The 18,208-nt window shown below is 55.1% G+C and carries 16 protein-coding genes; all 16 read left to right on the forward strand.

The window, feature by feature from the left end:
- Positions 1 to 390: 50S ribosomal protein L10 (gene rplJ / locus AC3ZU9_RS09075; RefSeq protein ID WP_490090622.1), on the forward strand; the 390-nt coding region annotated here is incomplete at its 5' end.
- Between the two features lie 80 nt (positions 391 to 470).
- A complete protein-coding gene (gene rplL, locus AC3ZU9_RS09080; protein WP_008073881.1) occupies positions 471 to 836 on the forward strand; it encodes a 50S ribosomal protein L7/L12 in 366 nt (121 codons plus the stop codon).
- Between the two features lie 220 nt (positions 837 to 1,056).
- A complete protein-coding gene (rpoB, locus tag AC3ZU9_RS09085) occupies positions 1,057 to 5,130 on the forward strand; it encodes a DNA-directed RNA polymerase subunit beta (RefSeq protein WP_015886138.1) in 4,074 nt (1,357 codons plus the stop codon).
- A 64-nt stretch (positions 5,131 to 5,194) separates the two neighbouring features.
- Positions 5,195 to 9,394 carry a DNA-directed RNA polymerase subunit beta' gene (rpoC, locus tag AC3ZU9_RS09090; protein ID WP_015886137.1) on the forward strand — a complete coding sequence of 1,400 codons (4,200 nt, stop codon included), beginning with the start codon at positions 5,195 to 5,197 and terminating at the stop codon, positions 9,392 to 9,394.
- Positions 9,395 to 9,610: 216 nt separating this feature from the next.
- Positions 9,611 to 9,982 (forward strand): 30S ribosomal protein S12, encoded by a 372-nt coding sequence (rpsL, locus tag AC3ZU9_RS09095; RefSeq protein WP_002555494.1) that lies wholly within the window; start codon positions 9,611 to 9,613, stop codon positions 9,980 to 9,982.
- A 118-nt stretch (positions 9,983 to 10,100) separates the two neighbouring features.
- Positions 10,101 to 10,571, forward strand: a complete 471-nt coding sequence (rpsG, locus tag AC3ZU9_RS09100) for a 30S ribosomal protein S7 (protein ID WP_002555493.1) — start codon at positions 10,101 to 10,103, stop codon at positions 10,569 to 10,571.
- 30 nt (positions 10,572 to 10,601) lie between these two features.
- Positions 10,602 to 12,707, forward strand: coding sequence for an elongation factor G (gene fusA / locus AC3ZU9_RS09105; RefSeq protein WP_015886136.1), 2,106 nt, complete (start codon positions 10,602 to 10,604; stop codon positions 12,705 to 12,707).
- A gap of 30 nt (positions 12,708 to 12,737) precedes the next feature.
- A complete protein-coding gene (gene tuf, locus AC3ZU9_RS09110) occupies positions 12,738 to 13,931 on the forward strand; it encodes an elongation factor Tu (RefSeq protein WP_003176426.1) in 1,194 nt (397 codons plus the stop codon).
- 159 nt (positions 13,932 to 14,090) lie between these two features.
- Positions 14,091 to 14,402, forward strand: coding sequence for a 30S ribosomal protein S10 (rpsJ, locus tag AC3ZU9_RS09115; RefSeq protein WP_003186070.1), 312 nt, complete (start codon positions 14,091 to 14,093; stop codon positions 14,400 to 14,402).
- Positions 14,403 to 14,483: 81 nt separating this feature from the next.
- Entirely contained in the window at positions 14,484 to 15,119 is a 636-nt protein-coding gene (rplC, locus tag AC3ZU9_RS09120; RefSeq protein WP_003194649.1) for a 50S ribosomal protein L3, read from the forward strand.
- Between the two features lie 12 nt (positions 15,120 to 15,131).
- Positions 15,132 to 15,734 carry a 50S ribosomal protein L4 gene (gene rplD / locus AC3ZU9_RS09125; RefSeq protein ID WP_003176424.1) on the forward strand — a complete coding sequence of 201 codons (603 nt, stop codon included), beginning with the start codon at positions 15,132 to 15,134 and terminating at the stop codon, positions 15,732 to 15,734.
- Entirely contained in the window at positions 15,731 to 16,030 is a 300-nt protein-coding gene (gene rplW, locus AC3ZU9_RS09130; RefSeq protein ID WP_002555488.1) for a 50S ribosomal protein L23, read from the forward strand. Before rplD ends, rplW begins: the two co-directional genes overlap by 4 nt.
- Before the next feature lie 14 nt (positions 16,031 to 16,044).
- Positions 16,045 to 16,869, forward strand: a complete 825-nt coding sequence (gene rplB / locus AC3ZU9_RS09135) for a 50S ribosomal protein L2 (RefSeq protein WP_003176423.1) — start codon at positions 16,045 to 16,047, stop codon at positions 16,867 to 16,869.
- A gap of 16 nt (positions 16,870 to 16,885) precedes the next feature.
- On the forward strand, positions 16,886 to 17,161 hold the full coding sequence (gene rpsS, locus AC3ZU9_RS09140) for a 30S ribosomal protein S19 (RefSeq protein ID WP_003232420.1): 276 nt from the start codon (positions 16,886 to 16,888) through the stop codon (positions 17,159 to 17,161).
- An 11-nt stretch (positions 17,162 to 17,172) separates the two neighbouring features.
- Entirely contained in the window at positions 17,173 to 17,505 is a 333-nt protein-coding gene (gene rplV, locus AC3ZU9_RS09145; RefSeq protein ID WP_003103908.1) for a 50S ribosomal protein L22, read from the forward strand.
- Positions 17,506 to 17,518: 13 nt separating this feature from the next.
- Positions 17,519 to 18,205, forward strand: a complete 687-nt coding sequence (rpsC, locus tag AC3ZU9_RS09150; protein WP_003176422.1) for a 30S ribosomal protein S3 — start codon at positions 17,519 to 17,521, stop codon at positions 18,203 to 18,205.
- The last annotated feature ends 3 nt before the right edge of the window (positions 18,206 to 18,208 follow it).

Raw genomic sequence — 18,208 nt, forward strand, 5'->3', positions numbered from 1 at the left:
ATGACCGGACTCCGTAAAGAGGCTCGTGAAGCTGGCGTATACGTACGTGTTGTACGTAACACCCTGCTCAAGCGCGCCGTTGCTGGCACTCAATATGACGTGCTCAACGGCGTGTTCACCGGCCCGACCTTGATTGCATTTTCGAAAGAACATCCGGGCGCTGCTGCTCGTATCTTCAAAGAATTCGCAAAAGGTCAGGATAAGTTCGAGATCAAGGCAGCTGCGTTCGAGGGCAAGTTCCTCGCAGCTAATCAGATCGACGTACTGGCAAGTCTGCCGACCCGTGACGAAGCAATTTCTCAGCTGATGAGCGTGATTCAAGGCGCAACCAGCAAATTGGCTCGTACTCTGGCGGCCCTTCGCGACCAGAAAGAAGCTGCCGCAGCCTAAGGCTGAGCGACTCCTTTCAGCGTTTATTGTTTATTTCGATGGCCGCGTAGGCTGTCACCCCAATACAGGAATTTATAGTCATGTCTCTGACTAACGACCAAATCATCGAAGCAATCGGCGAAAAATCCGTTCTGGAAATCGTTGAGCTGATCAAGGCCATGGAAGAGAAGTTCGGCGTTTCCGCTGCCGCTGCTTCCGCTGGTCCAGCTGCTGTTGCTGCCGTTGTTGAAGAACAAACTGAATTCAACGTCATGCTGACCGAAGCTGGTGAGAAGAAAGTTAACGTGATCAAGGCAGTACGTGAACTGACCGGTCTGGGCCTGAAAGAAGCCAAGGCTGTAGTTGACGGCGCTCCTGCGATGGTTCTGGAAGCTGTTTCGAAAGACGCAGCTGACAAAGCCAAAGCAACTCTGGAAGAAGCAGGCGCTAAAGTCGAGCTGAAGTAAGCATCGACTTTGCACCTCCAGCCCGAGCGTTAAGCGACAGGCTGATGGCTGGTGGCTCTTGCCACCGGCCTTTTTCCGTTATTGGCAGCCGACTGGGTCGGTGCTGGTAACGAGTTGTAACCACCCGATGCGGTGGCGCAAACCATGGGGTTTGCACGATTTTCTGGCTGCTCCCGTCGGGAGGGGCCAAACAAGCAGGTGACCAAGCTGGGGAACGCTGATGGCTTACTCATATACTGAGAAAAAACGTATCCGCAAGGACTTTAGCAAGTTGCCGGACGTCATGGATGTCCCGTACCTTCTGGCTATCCAGCTGGATTCGTATCGTGAATTCTTGCAGGCGGGAGCGACCAAAGATCAGTTCCGCGACGTGGGCCTGCATGCGGCCTTCAAATCCGTTTTCCCGATCATCAGCTACTCCGGCAATGCTGCGCTGGAGTACGTCGGTTATCGCCTGGGCGAACCGGCATTTGATGTCAAAGAATGCGTGTTGCGCGGTGTCACGTACGCCGTACCTTTGCGGGTAAAAGTCCGCCTGATCATTTTCGACAAAGAATCGTCGAACAAAGCGATCAAGGACATCAAAGAGCAAGAAGTCTACATGGGCGAAATCCCATTGATGACTGAGAACGGTACCTTCGTTATCAACGGTACCGAGCGTGTTATCGTTTCCCAGCTGCACCGTTCCCCGGGCGTGTTCTTCGACCACGACCGCGGCAAGACGCACAGCTCCGGCAAACTCCTGTACTCCGCGCGGATCATTCCGTACCGCGGTTCGTGGTTGGACTTCGAGTTCGACCCGAAAGACTGCGTGTTCGTGCGTATCGACCGTCGTCGCAAGCTGCCGGCCTCGGTACTGCTGCGTGCGCTCGGCTATACCACTGAGCAAGTGCTGGACGCTTTCTACACTACCAACGTATTCAGCCTGAAGGATGAAACCCTCAGCCTGGAGCTGATTGCTTCGCGTCTGCGTGGTGAAATTGCCGTACTGGACATCCAGGATGAAAAGGGCAAGGTCATTGTTGAAGCTGGCCGTCGTATTACTGCGCGCCACATCAACCAGATCGAAAAAGCCGGTATCAAGTCGTTGGACGTGCCTCTGGACTACGTCCTGGGTCGCACCACCGCTAAGGTTATTGTTCACCCGGCCACAGGCGAAATCCTGGCTGAGTGCAACACCGAGCTGAACACCGAGATCCTGGCAAAAATCGCCAAGGCTCAGGTCGTTCGCATCGAAACCCTGTATACCAACGATATCGACTGCGGTCCGTTCATCTCCGACACATTGAAGATCGACTCCACCAGCAACCAATTGGAAGCGCTGGTCGAGATCTATCGCATGATGCGTCCTGGCGAGCCACCAACCAAAGACGCTGCCGAAACCCTGTTCAACAACCTGTTCTTCAGCCCTGAGCGTTATGACCTGTCTGCGGTCGGCCGGATGAAGTTCAACCGTCGTATCGGTCGTACCGAGATCGAAGGTTCAGGCGTGCTGTGCAAGGAAGACATCGTTGCGGTCCTGAAGACTCTGGTCGACATCCGTAACGGCAAAGGCATTGTCGATGACATCGACCACCTGGGTAACCGTCGTGTTCGCTGCGTAGGCGAGATGGCCGAGAACCAGTTCCGCGTTGGCCTGGTACGTGTTGAGCGTGCGGTCAAAGAGCGTCTGTCGATGGCTGAAAGCGAAGGCCTGATGCCGCAAGACCTGATCAACGCCAAGCCAGTGGCTGCGGCGGTGAAAGAGTTCTTCGGTTCCAGCCAGCTCTCGCAGTTCATGGACCAGAACAACCCGCTCTCCGAGATCACCCACAAGCGCCGTGTTTCCGCACTGGGCCCGGGCGGTCTGACGCGTGAACGTGCAGGCTTTGAAGTTCGTGACGTACACCCGACGCACTATGGTCGTGTATGCCCGATCGAAACGCCGGAAGGTCCGAACATCGGTCTGATCAACTCCCTGGCCGCTTATGCGCGCACCAACCAGTATGGCTTCCTCGAGAGCCCGTACCGTGTGGTGAAAGACGCTCTGGTCACCGACGAGATCGTATTCCTGTCCGCCATCGAAGAAGCTGATCACGTGATCGCTCAGGCTTCGGCCACGATGAACGACAAGAAAGTCCTGATCGACGAGCTGGTAGCTGTTCGTCACTTGAACGAGTTCACCGTCAAGGCGCCGGAAGACGTCACCTTGATGGACGTATCGCCGAAGCAGGTAGTTTCGGTTGCTGCGTCGCTGATCCCGTTCCTGGAGCACGATGACGCCAACCGTGCGTTGATGGGTTCCAACATGCAGCGTCAAGCTGTACCCACCCTGCGTGCTGACAAGCCGCTGGTAGGTACCGGCATGGAGCGTAACGTAGCCCGTGACTCCGGCGTTTGCGTCGTGGCTCGTCGTGGCGGCGTGATCGACTCCGTTGATGCCAGCCGTATCGTGGTTCGTGTTGCCGATGACGAAGTTGAAACTGGCGAAGCCGGTGTCGACATCTACAACCTGACCAAATACACCCGCTCGAACCAGAACACCTGCATCAACCAGCGTCCGCTGGTACGTAAGGGTGATCGCGTTCAGCGCAGCGACATCATGGCTGACGGCCCGTCCACCGACATGGGTGAATTGGCACTGGGTCAGAACATGCGCATCGCGTTCATGGCATGGAACGGCTTCAACTTCGAAGACTCCATCTGCCTGTCCGAGCGTGTTGTTCAAGAAGACCGTTTCACCACGATCCACATTCAGGAACTGACCTGTGTGGCACGTGACACCAAGCTTGGGCCAGAAGAAATCACTGCAGACATCCCGAACGTGGGTGAAGCTGCACTGAACAAGCTGGACGAAGCCGGTATCGTTTACGTAGGTGCCGAAGTAGGCGCAGGCGACATCCTGGTTGGTAAGGTCACTCCGAAAGGCGAGACCCAGCTGACGCCGGAAGAAAAACTGCTGCGTGCCATCTTCGGTGAAAAAGCCAGCGACGTTAAAGACACCTCCCTGCGCGTACCTACCGGTACCAAGGGCACTGTCATCGACGTACAGGTCTTCACCCGTGATGGTGTTGAGCGTGATGCTCGTGCGCTGTCCATCGAGAAGACTCAACTCGACGAGATCCGCAAGGACCTGAACGAAGAGTTCCGTATCGTTGAAGGCGCGACCTTCGAACGTCTGCGTTCCGCGCTGGTAGGCCACAAGGCCGAAGGCGGCGCAGGCCTGAAAAAAGGTCAGGACATCACCGACGAAATCCTCGACGGTCTTGAGCACGGCCAGTGGTTCAAACTGCGCATGGCTGAAGATGCTCTGAACGAGCAGCTCGAGAAGGCCCAGGCCTACATCGTTGATCGCCGCCGTCTGCTGGACGACAAGTTCGAAGACAAGAAGCGCAAACTGCAGCAGGGCGATGACCTGGCTCCAGGCGTGCTGAAAATCGTCAAGGTTTACCTGGCAATCCGTCGCCGCATCCAGCCGGGCGACAAGATGGCCGGTCGTCACGGTAACAAGGGTGTGGTCTCCGTGATCATGCCGGTTGAAGACATGCCGCACGATGCCAATGGCACCCCGGTCGACGTCGTCCTCAACCCATTGGGCGTACCTTCGCGTATGAACGTTGGTCAGATCCTTGAAACCCACCTGGGCCTCGCGGCTAAAGGTTTGGGCGAGAAGATCAACCGTATGATCGAAGAGCAGCGCAAGGTTGCTGACCTGCGCAAGTTCCTGCACGAGATCTACAACGAGATCGGCGGCCGCAAAGAAGAGCTGGATACCTTCTCCGACCAGGAAATCCTGGATCTGGCGAAGAACCTGCGCGGCGGCGTTCCAATGGCTACCCCGGTGTTCGACGGTGCCAAGGAAAGCGAAATCAAGGCCATGCTGAAACTGGCAGATCTGCCAGAAAGCGGCCAGATGCAGCTGTTCGACGGCCGTACCGGCAACAAGTTTGAGCGCCCGGTTACTGTTGGCTACATGTACATGCTGAAGCTGAACCACTTGGTAGACGACAAGATGCACGCTCGTTCTACCGGTTCGTACAGCCTGGTTACCCAGCAGCCGCTGGGTGGTAAGGCTCAGTTCGGTGGTCAGCGTTTCGGGGAGATGGAGGTCTGGGCACTGGAAGCATACGGTGCTGCTTACACTCTGCAAGAAATGCTCACAGTGAAGTCGGACGATGTGAACGGTCGGACCAAGATGTACAAAAACATCGTGGACGGCGATCACCGTATGGAGCCGGGCATGCCCGAGTCTTTCAACGTGTTGATCAAAGAAATTCGTTCCCTCGGCATCGATATCGATCTGGAAACCGAATAACACGTGACGCGAATCGAGAGCGGGGCTGTTTAGCCCGCTCTCTGCTCCGCCAGGAGGAAAGGCCTTGAAAGACCTACTGAATTTGCTGAAAAACCAGGGTCAAGTCGAAGAGTTCGACGCCATCCGTATTGGATTGGCATCGCCTGAGATGATCCGTTCGTGGTCGTTCGGTGAAGTTAAAAAGCCGGAAACCATCAACTACCGTACGTTCAAACCTGAGCGTGACGGCCTGTTCTGCGCCAAGATCTTTGGCCCGGTAAAGGATTACGAGTGCCTGTGCGGTAAGTACAAGCGCTTGAAGCACCGTGGCGTTATCTGCGAGAAGTGCGGCGTTGAAGTTGCACTGGCCAAGGTTCGTCGTGAGCGCATGGCGCACATCGAACTGGCTTCGCCGGTTGCCCACATCTGGTTCCTGAAATCGCTGCCGTCCCGTATCGGCTTGCTGATGGACATGACCCTGCGTGATATCGAGCGCGTTCTCTATTTCGAGAGCTATGTCGTTATCGATCCAGGCATGACCACCCTTGAAAAAGGTCAGCTGCTGAACGACGAGCAGTACTTCGAAGCGCTGGAAGAGTTTGGCGACGATTTCGATGCCCGCATGGGTGCCGAAGCTGTCCGCGAACTGCTGCACGCTATCGACCTGGAGCACGAGATTGGCCGCCTGCGCGAAGAAATTCCGCAAACCAACTCGGAAACCAAGATCAAGAAGCTGTCCAAGCGTCTGAAGTTGATGGAAGCCTTCCAGGGTTCCGGCAACTTGCCAGAGTGGATGGTGCTGACCGTTCTGCCGGTTCTGCCGCCAGACCTGCGTCCGCTGGTACCGTTGGACGGTGGTCGTTTTGCGACGTCCGACCTTAACGACCTGTACCGCCGCGTGATCAACCGTAACAACCGCTTGAAGCGCCTGCTTGATCTGTCCGCTCCGGACATCATCGTGCGCAACGAAAAGCGTATGTTGCAGGAAGCTGTCGATGCCTTGCTCGACAACGGTCGTCGTGGCCGCGCTATCACCGGTTCCAACAAGCGTCCTCTGAAATCCCTGGCTGACATGATCAAGGGTAAGCAAGGTCGTTTCCGTCAGAACTTGCTCGGTAAGCGTGTTGACTACTCAGGTCGTTCGGTAATTACCGTAGGCCCGACCCTGCGTCTGCACCAGTGCGGTCTGCCTAAGAAGATGGCACTTGAGCTGTTCAAGCCATTCATCTTCGGCAAGCTGGAAATGCGCGGTCTCGCGACCACCATCAAAGCGGCCAAGAAAATGGTAGAGCGCGAACTGCCAGAGGTTTGGGACGTTCTCGCTGAAGTGATTCGCGAACACCCGGTTCTCCTCAACCGTGCACCGACCCTTCACCGTCTGGGTATCCAGGCGTTTGAACCGGTACTGATCGAAGGTAAGGCTATCCAGCTGCACCCTCTGGTCTGTGCTGCGTACAACGCCGACTTCGACGGCGACCAAATGGCCGTGCACGTACCGCTGACACTGGAAGCCCAGTTGGAAGCGCGTGCGTTGATGATGTCGACCAACAACATTCTGTCGCCAGCCAACGGTGAGCCAATCATCGTTCCGTCGCAGGACGTTGTATTGGGTCTGTACTACATGACGCGTGAAGCGATCAACGCCAAGGGCGAAGGTCGTGTATTCGCTGATCTGCAAGAAGTTGACCGTGTGTTCCGTGCCGGCGAAGCCGCCCTGCACGCCAAGGTCAAAGTGCGGATCAACGAAACCGTCAATGACCGTGATGGCGGCAGCGTGACCAACACCCGTATCGTCGACACCACTGTCGGCCGTGCGCTGTTGTATCAAGTTGTGCCAAAAGGTCTGTCGTACGACGTTGTTAACTTGCCGATGAAGAAAAAGGCGATCTCCAAGCTGATCAACCAGTGCTACCGCGTGGTTGGTTTGAAAGAGACCGTGATCTTCGCTGACCAGTTGATGTACACAGGTTTTGCTTACTCGACCATTTCCGGCGTTTCGATCGGTGTTAACGACTTCGTTATCCCGGATGAAAAAGCCCAGATCATCGGTGCTGCTACCGATGAAGTGAAAGAGATCGAAAGCCAGTACGCATCCGGCCTGGTAACCCAGGGCGAGAAGTACAACAAGGTGATCGACCTTTGGTCCAAGGCCAACGACGAAGTGTCGAAGGCGATGATGGCTAACCTTTCGAAAGAAAAGGTTATCGACCGTCATGGTGTAGAAGTTGATCAAGAGTCGTTCAACTCGATGTACATGATGGCCGACTCGGGCGCACGGGGTTCTGCTGCGCAGATCCGTCAGCTCGCCGGTATGCGTGGCCTGATGGCCAAGCCGGACGGTTCTATCATCGAAACGCCGATCACTGCGAACTTCCGTGAAGGTTTGAGCGTACTTCAGTACTTCATCTCGACTCACGGTGCTCGTAAAGGTCTGGCGGATACCGCGTTGAAAACCGCTAACTCCGGTTACCTGACTCGCCGTCTGGTAGACGTTGCACAAGACTTGGTTGTGACTGAAGTCGACTGCGGTACCGAGCACGGTCTGCTGATGACTCCGCACATCGAAGGCGGCGACGTTGTAGAGCCGTTGGGTGAGCGCGTACTGGGTCGAGTAATCGCCCGTGACGTATTCAAGCCAGGTACCGAGGAAATTATTGTTCCTGCAGGCACCCTGGTAGACGAGAAGTGGGTCGAGTTCATCGAACTCAACAGCATCGACGAAGTGATCGTTCGCTCGCCGATCAGCTGCGAAACCCGCTACGGCATCTGCGCCAAGTGCTACGGTCGTGACTTGGCTCGTGGTCACCAAGTGAACATCGGTGAAGCGGTCGGCGTTATCGCTGCCCAGTCCATCGGTGAGCCGGGTACCCAGCTGACCATGCGTACGTTCCACATCGGTGGTGCGGCAAGCCGGACCTCTGCAGCCGACAGCGTTCAGGTGAAGAATGGCGGTACCGTCCGTCTGCACAACCTGAAACACGTTGAGCGAGTGGATGGCCACCTGGTTGCTGTGTCCCGTTCCGGTGAGCTGGCGATCGCTGATGACTACGGTCGTGAGCGTGAGCGCTACAAGCTGCCGTACGGTGCTGTGATTTCGGTTAAAGAAGGTGACAAGGTCGACGCTGGCGCAATCGTGGCTAAGTGGGACCCGCACACTCACCCAATCGTTACCGAAATGAAAGGTACCGTGACCTACGTGGGCATGGAAGAAGGCATCACGATCAAGCGTCAGACTGACGAATTGACCGGTATGACCAACATTGAAGTACTCGACGCCAAAGATCGTCCAGCTGCCGGTAAAGACATCCGTCCTGCCGTGAAGATGGTCGATGACAACGGCAAGGATCTGTTGCTGCCAGGCACTGACGTAATCGCTCAGTACTTCCTGCCAGCCAACGCCTTGGTCGGTGTGGCGGATGGTGCGAAGATCGCGATCGGTGATGTTATCGCGCGTATCCCGCAAGAAACTTCGAAAACCCGCGACATCACCGGTGGTCTGCCGCGTGTTGCCGACTTGTTCGAAGCTCGTCGTCCGAAAGAAGCGTCGATTCTGGCTGAAGTCAGCGGCACCATCGCGTTCGGTAAAGAGACCAAAGGCAAGCGCCGTCTGGTTATTACCCCGAACGACGGTAGCGATCCGTACGAAGAGCTGATTCCGAAGTGGCGTCACCTGAACGTGTTCGAAGGCGAACAGGTAAACCGCGGCGAAGTTATCTCCGACGGCCCAAGCGATCCACACGACATCCTGCGTCTGCTGGGTGTGAGTGCGCTGGCCAAGTACATCGTTAACGAGATCCAGGACGTTTACCGCCTGCAAGGCGTGAAGATCAACGATAAGCACATCGAGACCATCCTGCGTCAGATGCTGCGTAAAGTTGAAATCGCTGAATCCGGCGATTCCAGTTTCATCAAGGGCGACCAGATGGAACTGACTCACGTACTGGTAGAGAACGAACGTCTGGGCGCGGAAGACAAGTTTGTCTCCAAGTTCACTCGTGTGTTGCTGGGTATCACCAAGGCGTCGTTGTCCACTGAGTCGTTCATCTCGGCGGCCTCCTTCCAGGAGACCACTCGCGTACTGACCGAAGCAGCGGTAACCGGCAAGCGCGATTACCTGCGCGGCCTGAAAGAAAACGTGGTCGTGGGTCGTCTGATCCCGGCAGGTACCGGTTTGGCTTACCACAGCGAGCGCAAGCGCCGCCGTGATGCTGACAAGCCGTTGCGCGTAAGCGCCAGTGAAGTGGAAGCTGCACTGACCGAAGCACTGAACTCAAGCGGTAACTGAGTTCTGCACTAGATAAGTCCGGGCCCTGGCAGCCCCATTCGTCGGAACGAGGCAAATTTGCCCCGGTTCGACGAGAGGGGAGGTCGGGGCCTTGCCTTGACTGGGGGCAAGATCCTCTTTAGACTCTTGTACCCCTAAATTTGGCGGGAATTCGTTCCTGCCATTTTGCTTTTCTTGCAAGACAATAGCGTCGCAAGACAACAGTGGAGCTAGTAGATGGCAACTATCAACCAGCTGGTACGTCAGCCGCGTAAGCGTATCGTCGAGAAATCCGACGTGCCTGCGCTGCAGAACTGCCCGCAACGTCGTGGCGTATGCACTCGCGTGTATACCACTACGCCGAAAAAACCTAACTCGGCACTGCGTAAAGTATGCCGTGTGCGCCTGACCAACGGTTTCGAGGTTTCCTCGTACATCGGTGGTGAAGGTCACAACCTGCAAGAGCACAGCGTGGTACTGATCCGCGGCGGTCGTGTAAAAGACTTGCCAGGTGTTCGTTACCACACCGTACGCGGCTCCTTGGATACTTCCGGCGTTAAAGGTCGTAACCAGGGTCGTTCGAAGTACGGTACCAAGAAGCCTAAGTAGTAGCGGCTTTTTGCAAAACTGAATCATCTTATTTTCTGAGTCGATAAGAGTAAGGTCGGAGGCGTCCCGAAAGGGCACCGATTCCGAGCGAACCTGAAGACCGTTTGAGGGCTTATCCATGCCAAGAAGACGCGTAGCAGCCAAGCGCGAAGTGCTTGACGATCCAAAATACGGAAGCCAAATTCTGGCCAAGTTCATGAACCACGTGATGGAAAGCGGCAAGAAAGCCGTTGCCGAGCGTATCGTTTATGGCGCGCTGGAAAAGGTTAAAGAACGCAAGAACAGCGACCCCCTGGAAATCTTCGAGAAAGCTCTCGACGCCATCGCTCCGCTGGTCGAAGTGAAGTCGCGCCGTGTAGGCGGTGCTACTTACCAGGTTCCGGTTGAAGTTCGTCCGTCCCGTCGTAACGCCCTGGCAATGCGCTGGTTGGTAGACTTCGCCCGTAAGCGTGGCGAGAAGTCTATGGCTCTGCGTTTGGCCGGCGAGTTGTTGGACGCTGCTGAAGGTAAAGGTGCTGCTGTTAAGAAGCGTGAAGACGTGCACCGTATGGCTGAAGCTAACAAAGCTTTCTCGCACTACCGCTTCTAATCTTAGCTTCACTAATTTTGCGAGGGCTTTATGGCTCGTACTACTCCGATTAGCCGCTACCGTAACATCGGTATCGTTGCTCACGTGGATGCTGGTAAAACCACCACCACTGAGCGCGTACTGTTTTACACCGGCAAAAGTCACAAAATGGGCGAGGTGCATGACGGCGCCGCGACCACAGACTGGATGGTTCAGGAGCAGGAGCGTGGTATTACCATTACTTCTGCTGCTATTACCGCCTTCTGGAAGGGTTCCGAGAAGCAGTACAAAGACGAGCACCGTTTCAACGTAATCGATACCCCAGGCCACGTAGACTTCACCATTGAAGTTGAGCGTTCCCTGCGCGTACTCGACGGCGCTGTCGTTGTGTTCTGCGGCACCTCGGGTGTTGAGCCTCAGTCGGAAACCGTATGGCGTCAAGCCAACAAATACGGCGTTCCACGTCTTGTTTACGTAAACAAGATGGACCGTGCTGGTGCCAACTTCCTGCGCGTGATCGGTCAGATCAAGCAACGTCTGGGTCACACCCCAGTGCCAATCCAGTTGGCTATCGGTTCCGAAGACAACTTCCAAGGCCAGATCGATCTGCTGACCATGGAAGCGGTTTACTGGAACGACGCTGACAAAGGTATGGTTCCTGTTCGCAAGCCTATCCCTGCAGAGTTGCAGGAACTGGCTGACGAGTGGCGCAACAACATGGTTGAAGCTGCGGCTGAAGCCAACGAAGAGCTGATGAACAAGTACCTCGAAGGTGAAGAACTCACCAACGTGGAAATCAAGGCTGCTCTGCGTCAGCGTACTATTGCTGGTGAGATCGTCTTGGCTGTTTGCGGTTCCTCGTTCAAGAACAAGGGTGTACCCCTGGTTCTCGATGCTGTGATCGACTATCTGCCAGCACCTGTTGATATTCCTGCCATCAAGGGTACCGACCCGGATGACGAGACTATCGAGCTGGAGCGTCACGCAGACGACGCAGAACCGTTCTCCGCTCTGGCATTTAAAATTGCCACTGACCCATTCGTGGGTACCTTGACCTTCGTCCGTGTTTACTCGGGCGTGTTGAACTCCGGCGACGGCGTGATCAACTCGGTTAAAGGCAAGAAAGAGCGCGTGGGTCGTATGGTGCAAATGCACGCAAACGCCCGTGAAGAAATCAAGGAAGTGCGCGCTGGTGACATCGCGGCCTTGATCGGCATGAAGGACGTCACCACTGGTGAAACTTTGTGCAACGCTGACAAGCCAATCATCCTGGTTCGCATGGACTTCCCGGAGCCGGTTATTTCGGTTGCCGTAGAGCCTAAGACCAAGGATGACCAGGAAAAAATGGGTATCGCTCTGGGCAAGCTTGCTCAGGAAGATCCATCTTTCCGCGTCAAAACTGATGAAGAGACTGGTCAAACGATCATCTCCGGCATGGGCGAGTTGCACCTGGACATCCTGGTTGACCGGATGCGCCGTGAGTTCAACGTCGAAGCCAACATCGGTAAGCCTCAGGTTTCCTATCGTGAGCGCATCACGAAGAACTGTGAAATCGAAGGCAAGTTCGTTCGTCAGTCCGGCGGTCGTGGTCAGTTCGGTCACTGCTGGATCCGTTTTGCTCCTGCTGACGAAGGTCAGGAAGGTCTGCAATTCGTGAACGAAGTAGTAGGTGGTGTTGTTCCTAAGGAATACATCCCTGCTATCCAGAAGGGTATCGAAGAGCAGATGAAGAACGGTGTTGTTGCCGGCTATCCGCTGATCGGCCTGAAAGCAACCGTTTTTGACGGTTCTTACCACGACGTCGACTCCAACGAGATGGCGTTTAAGGTGGCTGCTTCCATGGCAACCAAGCAACTGGCCCAGAAGGGCGGTGGTGAGTTGCTTGAGCCAATCATGGCGGTAGAAGTTGTTACACCTGAAGACTATATGGGTGATGTCATGGGCGACCTTAACCGTCGTCGCGGCATGATCTTGGGTATGGAAGACACGGTTTCCGGCAAAGTGATTCGCGCCGAGGTTCCGTTGGGTGAGATGTTCGGTTATGCGACCGACGTTCGCTCCATGTCCCAGGGTCGCGCAAGCTACTCTATGGAATTCAAAAAATACAACACAGCTCCGGCGCACATCGCTGAAACTGTATCCAAAAAACAAGGCTGATTCAGTCCTTTAGGCAAGGAGTTAATTGTCGTGGCTAAAGAAAAATTTGATCGTTCCCTACCGCACGTCAACGTTGGCACTATCGGTCACGTTGACCACGGTAAAACCACTCTGACTGCTGCTCTGACTCGCGTTTGCTCCGAAGTATTCGGTTCTGCAATCGTTGATTTCGATAAAATCGACAGCGCACCAGAAGAGAAAGCTCGTGGTATCACCATCAACACCGCGCACGTTGAATACAACTCGCTGATCCGTCACTACGCTCACGTTGACTGCCCAGGTCACGCTGACTATGTGAAGAACATGATCACCGGTGCTGCCCAGATGGACGGCGCGATCCTGGTTTGCTCGGCCGCTGATGGTCCGATGCCACAAACCCGTGAGCACATCCTGCTGTCCCGTCAGGTAGGCGTTCCGTACATCGTGGTTTACCTGAACAAGGCTGACCTGGTAGACGACGCTGAGCTGCTGGAACTGGTTGAGATGGAAGTGCGCGATCTGCTGAGCACTTACGACTTCCCAGGCGACGACACTCCGATCATCATCGGTTCTGCTCGTATGGCTCTGGAAGGCAAAGACGACAACGAAATGGGCACCACGTCCGTTCGTAAACTGGTTGAGACTCTGGACAGCTACATCCCAGATCCAGTCCGTGTTATCGACAAGCCGTTCCTGATGCCAATCGAAGACGTATTCTCGATCTCCGGTCGTGGTACTGTTGTGACTGGTCGTATCGAGCGCGGTATCGTTAAGGTTCAAGATCCACTGGAAATCGTTGGTCTGCGTGACACTACCGTCACCACCTGCACCGGTGTTGAAATGTTCCGTAAGCTGCTCGACGAAGGTCGTGCTGGCGAGAACTGCGGCGTTCTGCTGCGTGGTACCAAGCGTGACGACGTTGAGCGTGGCCAGGTTCTGGTCAAGCCAGGTTCGGTTAAGCCGCACACCAAGTTCGAAGCTGAAGTGTATGTGCTGAGCAAAGAAGAAGGCGGTCGCCACACTCCGTTCTTCAAAGGCTACCGTCCACAGTTCTACTTCCGTACTACTGACGTGACTGGTAACTGCGAGCTGCCGGAAGGCGTTGAGATGGTAATGCCAGGCGACAACATCAAAATGGTTGTCACCCTGATCAAAACCATCGCAATGGAAGACGGTCTGCGTTTCGCTATCCGCGAAGGCGGCCGTACCGTTGGTGCTGGTGTTGTAGCTAAAATCATCGAGTAATTATCTCTTCTGAGATAGCTCGGTTTTTTTGAGAAGGCCCCCGCTTAGCGGGGGCCTTTTTTATTGGGTTGACACCTATCTGGGGCGTCTATAGAATTGCGCCTCCTTTTAACGGGCGTATTGCGCTCGCTGGGAATAGCAGCCGGAGTCTGAAATCCAATGCAAAATCAGCAAATCCGTATCAGGTTGAAGGCTTTTGACCATCGCCTGATCGACCAATCCACCCAGGAAATCGTGGAAACCGCGAAACGTACTGGTGCTCAAGTGCGTGGTCCAATTCCACTGCCTACCCGTAAAGAGCGGTTCACCGTTCTGGTCTCCCCGCACGTCAACAAAGACGCGCGTGACCAGTACGAGATCCGTACTCATAAGCGCGTACTGGACATCGTCCAGCCAACGGATAAAACCGTTGATGCACTTATGAAGCTCGATCTGGCGGCCGGTGTGGAAGTACAGATCAGCCTCGGCTAAGACTTGGGTCTTAGTCGTGTAACGCTCTGAAATGGGCGGCCATAGCGGGTGAAAGCCCCGTACACTCATGAGGTTTACAACATGACTATTGGTGTAGTCGGTCGTAAATGCGGTATGACCCGTATTTTCACCGAAGAAGGTGTCTCCATTCCGGTTACGGTCATTGAGATCGAACCGAATCGCGTCACCCAGTTCAAAACTGAAGAGACCGATGGCTATCGTGCAGTGCAAGTCACTGTCGGCGAGCGTCGTGCTTCGCGCGTGACTGCTGCTCAAGCAGGTCACTTCGCTAAAGCAAACGTTGCAGCTGGTCGCACTGTTATGGAGTTCCGTCTCGAAGACGGCGACTACCAGGCTGGCGATCTGATCAACGCTGAAATCTTCGCCGCTGGTCAACTGGTTGATGTAACCGGTCAGTCCAAAGGTAAAGGCTTCCAGGGTACGATCAAGCGTTGGAATTTCCGTGGCCAAGACAACACTCACGGTAACTCCGTTTCCCACCGCGTCCCGGGCTCTATTGGCCAGTGCCAGACTCCTGGTCGTGTATTCAAGGGCAAAAAAATGTCCGGTCATATGGGCGCTGAGCGCGTGACCGTGCAGTCCCTCGAAGTAGTGCGCGTCGACGCTGAACGCAATCTGTTGTTGGTCAAGGGTGCTGTTCCTGGCGCTACTGGCGGCAACCTGGTTGTACGTCCAGCGGCCAAGGCTCGCGGTTAAGGGGAAGCTGACATGCAATTAAATGTAAATGACGCTCAAGCGATCGAAGTTTCCGAACTGACGTTTGGCGGCGAGTTCAACGAGACGCTGGTTCACCAAGCAGTCGTGGCCTACATGGCCGGCGGCCGTCAAGGTAGCAAGCAGCAAAAGACCCGTTCCGACGTTCGTGGTGGCGGTAAGCGCCCTTGGCGTCAGAAAGGTACTGGCCGTGCTCGTGCCGGTACTATCCGTAGCCCAATCTGGCGTGGCGGCGGTACCACTTTCGCAGCTCGTCCACAGGATCACTCGCAGAAGCTCAACAAGAAGATGTACCGCGCAGCTCTGCGCTCCATCCTTGCTGAACTCGTGCGTACTGACCGTCTGGTCGTGGTTCAGGATTTCGCTGTTGAGAGTCCAAAAACCAAAGATCTGCTGGGCAAACTGAACAACATGAGCCTGACCGACGTTTTGATCGTGTCGGAAGCTGTTGATCAGAACCTGTACCTGGCTGCTCGCAACCTGCCACACGTTGATGTACGTGACGTGCAAGGTTCCGATCCAGTTAGTCTGATCGCATACGACAAGGTGTTGATCACCGTGTCGGCCGTGAAGAAATTCGAGGAGCTGCTGGGATGAACCAGGAACGCGTATTTAAAGTTCTGCTTGGCCCGCACGTTTCCGAAAAGGCTACGGTTCTGGCTGACAAGAAAGGCCAGTTCGTTTTCAAGGTTGCAACTGACGCAACCAAGCTGGAAATCAAGAAGGCCGTCGAAAGCCTGTTCAGCGTGAAAGTAGAGCGTGTTACTACCCTGAATGTTCTGGGTAAGAGCAAGCGCACTGCTCGCGGTCTGGGCAAGCGTAATGACTGGAAGAAGGCAGTTATCTCCCTTCAGCCAGGCCAAGATCTCGATTTCAGCAGCAGTGCTGAGTAAGGAAGGGGTGCATCATGGCAATCGTTAAATGCAAACCGACTTCCCCTGGCCGCCGTTTTGTGGTCAAGGTGGTCAACCAGGAGCTGCATAAAGGCGCTCCTCACGCACCGCTGCTCGAGAAAAAATCGAAGACTGGTGGTCGTAACAACAATGGTCGTATTACCACTCGTCACATCGGTGGTGGCCATAAGCAGCATTATCGTCTGGTCGATTTCCGTCGCAACGACAAAGATGGCATCTCCGCCACTGTCGAGCGTATTGAATACGATCCAAACCGTACTGCTCACATCGCACTGCTGCTGTACGCAGATGGCGAGCGTCGCTACATCATCGCCCCTAAAGGCGTGAGTGCTGGTGACCAGCTGATCGCAGGTGCCTTGGCGCCGATCAAGCCGGGCAACGCTCTGCAACTGCGCAACATTCCAGTTGGTAGCACCGTACACGGCATCGAATTGAAGCCAGGTAAAGGCGCGCAAATCGCTCGTTCCGCTGGTGCTTCGGCTCAGTTGATCGCTCGTGAAGGTGTCTACGTGACCCTGCGTCTGCGTTCTGGTGAGATGCGTAAAGTGCTGGCTGAATGCCGCGCGACCCTGGGCGAAGTCTCGAACTCCGAGCACAGCCTGCGTTCGCTGGGTAAAGCTGGTGCCAAACGCTGGCGTGGCGTTCGCCCAACCGTTCGTGGTGTTGCCATGAACCCGGTTGACCACCCACACGGTGGTGGTGAAGGTCGTACCTCTGGTGGTCGTCATCCGGTATCGCCATGGGGCTTCCCGACTAAGGGCGCGAAGACTCGTGGTAATAAGCGTACCGACAAAATGATCGTCCGTCGTCGCAAGTAAATAGAGGGATACGACAGTGCCACGTTCTCTGAAAAAAGGTCCTTTTATTGATCTTCACCTACTGAAGAAGATCGAAGTGGCGGCGGAAAAGAACGATCGCAAACCAGTTAAGACCTGGTCGCGTCGTTCGATGATCCTGCCACAAATGGTCGGTTTGACCATCGCTGTACACAACGGTCGCTTGCACGTCCCAGTTCTCGTGAACGAAGACATGGTCGGCCACAAACTAGGCGAGTTTGCCGGTACCCGCACTTATCGTGGGCACGTGGCAGACAAGAAAGCCAAGCGTTAAGGGGTTAGGAAATGGAAGTAGCCGCTAAGTTGTCGGGCGCTCGAATCTCCGCCCAGAAAGCCCGCTTGGTCGCCGACCAGATCCGCGGGAAGAAGGTGGGCGAAGCGCTCAACCTGTTGGCTTTCAGCAGTAAGAAAGCCGCCGAGATCATGAAGAAAGTGCTGGAGTCGGCCGTAGCCAACGCCGAGCATAACGAAGGCGCAGACGTTGATGACCTGAAGGTCAGCACCGTTTTCGTCAACGAAGGGCGTTCGCTGAAGCGCATCATGCCACGTGCCAAAGGCCGTGCTGATCGCATCGTCAAGCGGTCTTGCCATATCACTGTCAAGGTTGCTGACAAGTAACGGAGTCGAAGAGATGGGTCAGAAAGTACATCCCATTGGCATTCGCCTGGGAATCGTCAAGGAGCACACCTCCGTCTGGTACGCAGACGGTCGGACTTATGCGGACTATTTGTTCGCTGATCTGAAGGTGCGTGAGTATCTCCAAGACAAACTAAAAAGCGCGTCCGTAAGCCGTATCGATATCCATCGTCCGGCGCAAACTGCACGTATCACCATCCACACCGCTCGTCCAGGTATCGTTATCGGGAAGAAAGGTGAAGATGTTGAGAAACTGCGTCAGGACCTGACCAAGCAAATGGGTGTGCCTGTGCACATCAATATCGAAGAGATCCGTAAGCCGGAGCTCGACGGTATGCTGGTTGCGCAGAGCGTAGCTCAGCAGCTGGAGCGTCGCGTAATGTTCCGTCGCGCTATGAAGCGCGCTGTACAGAACGCCATGCGCATTGGTGCCAAAGGCATCAAAATCCAAGTGAGCGGTCGTCTCGGCGGTGCTGAAATCGCACGTACTGAATGGTATCGCGAAGGTCGTGTGCCACTGCACACCCTGCGTGCCGACATCGACTATGCCAACTACGAAGCTCACACCACTTACGGTGTGATCGGTGTAAAGGTTTGGATCTTCAAAGGCGAAGTAATTGGTGGTCGCCAAGAAGAACTGAAACCACAAGCACCAGCGCCTCGTAAAAAAGCTGCTAAGTAAGGG

The organism is Pseudomonas sp. A39, assembly GCF_058145955.1.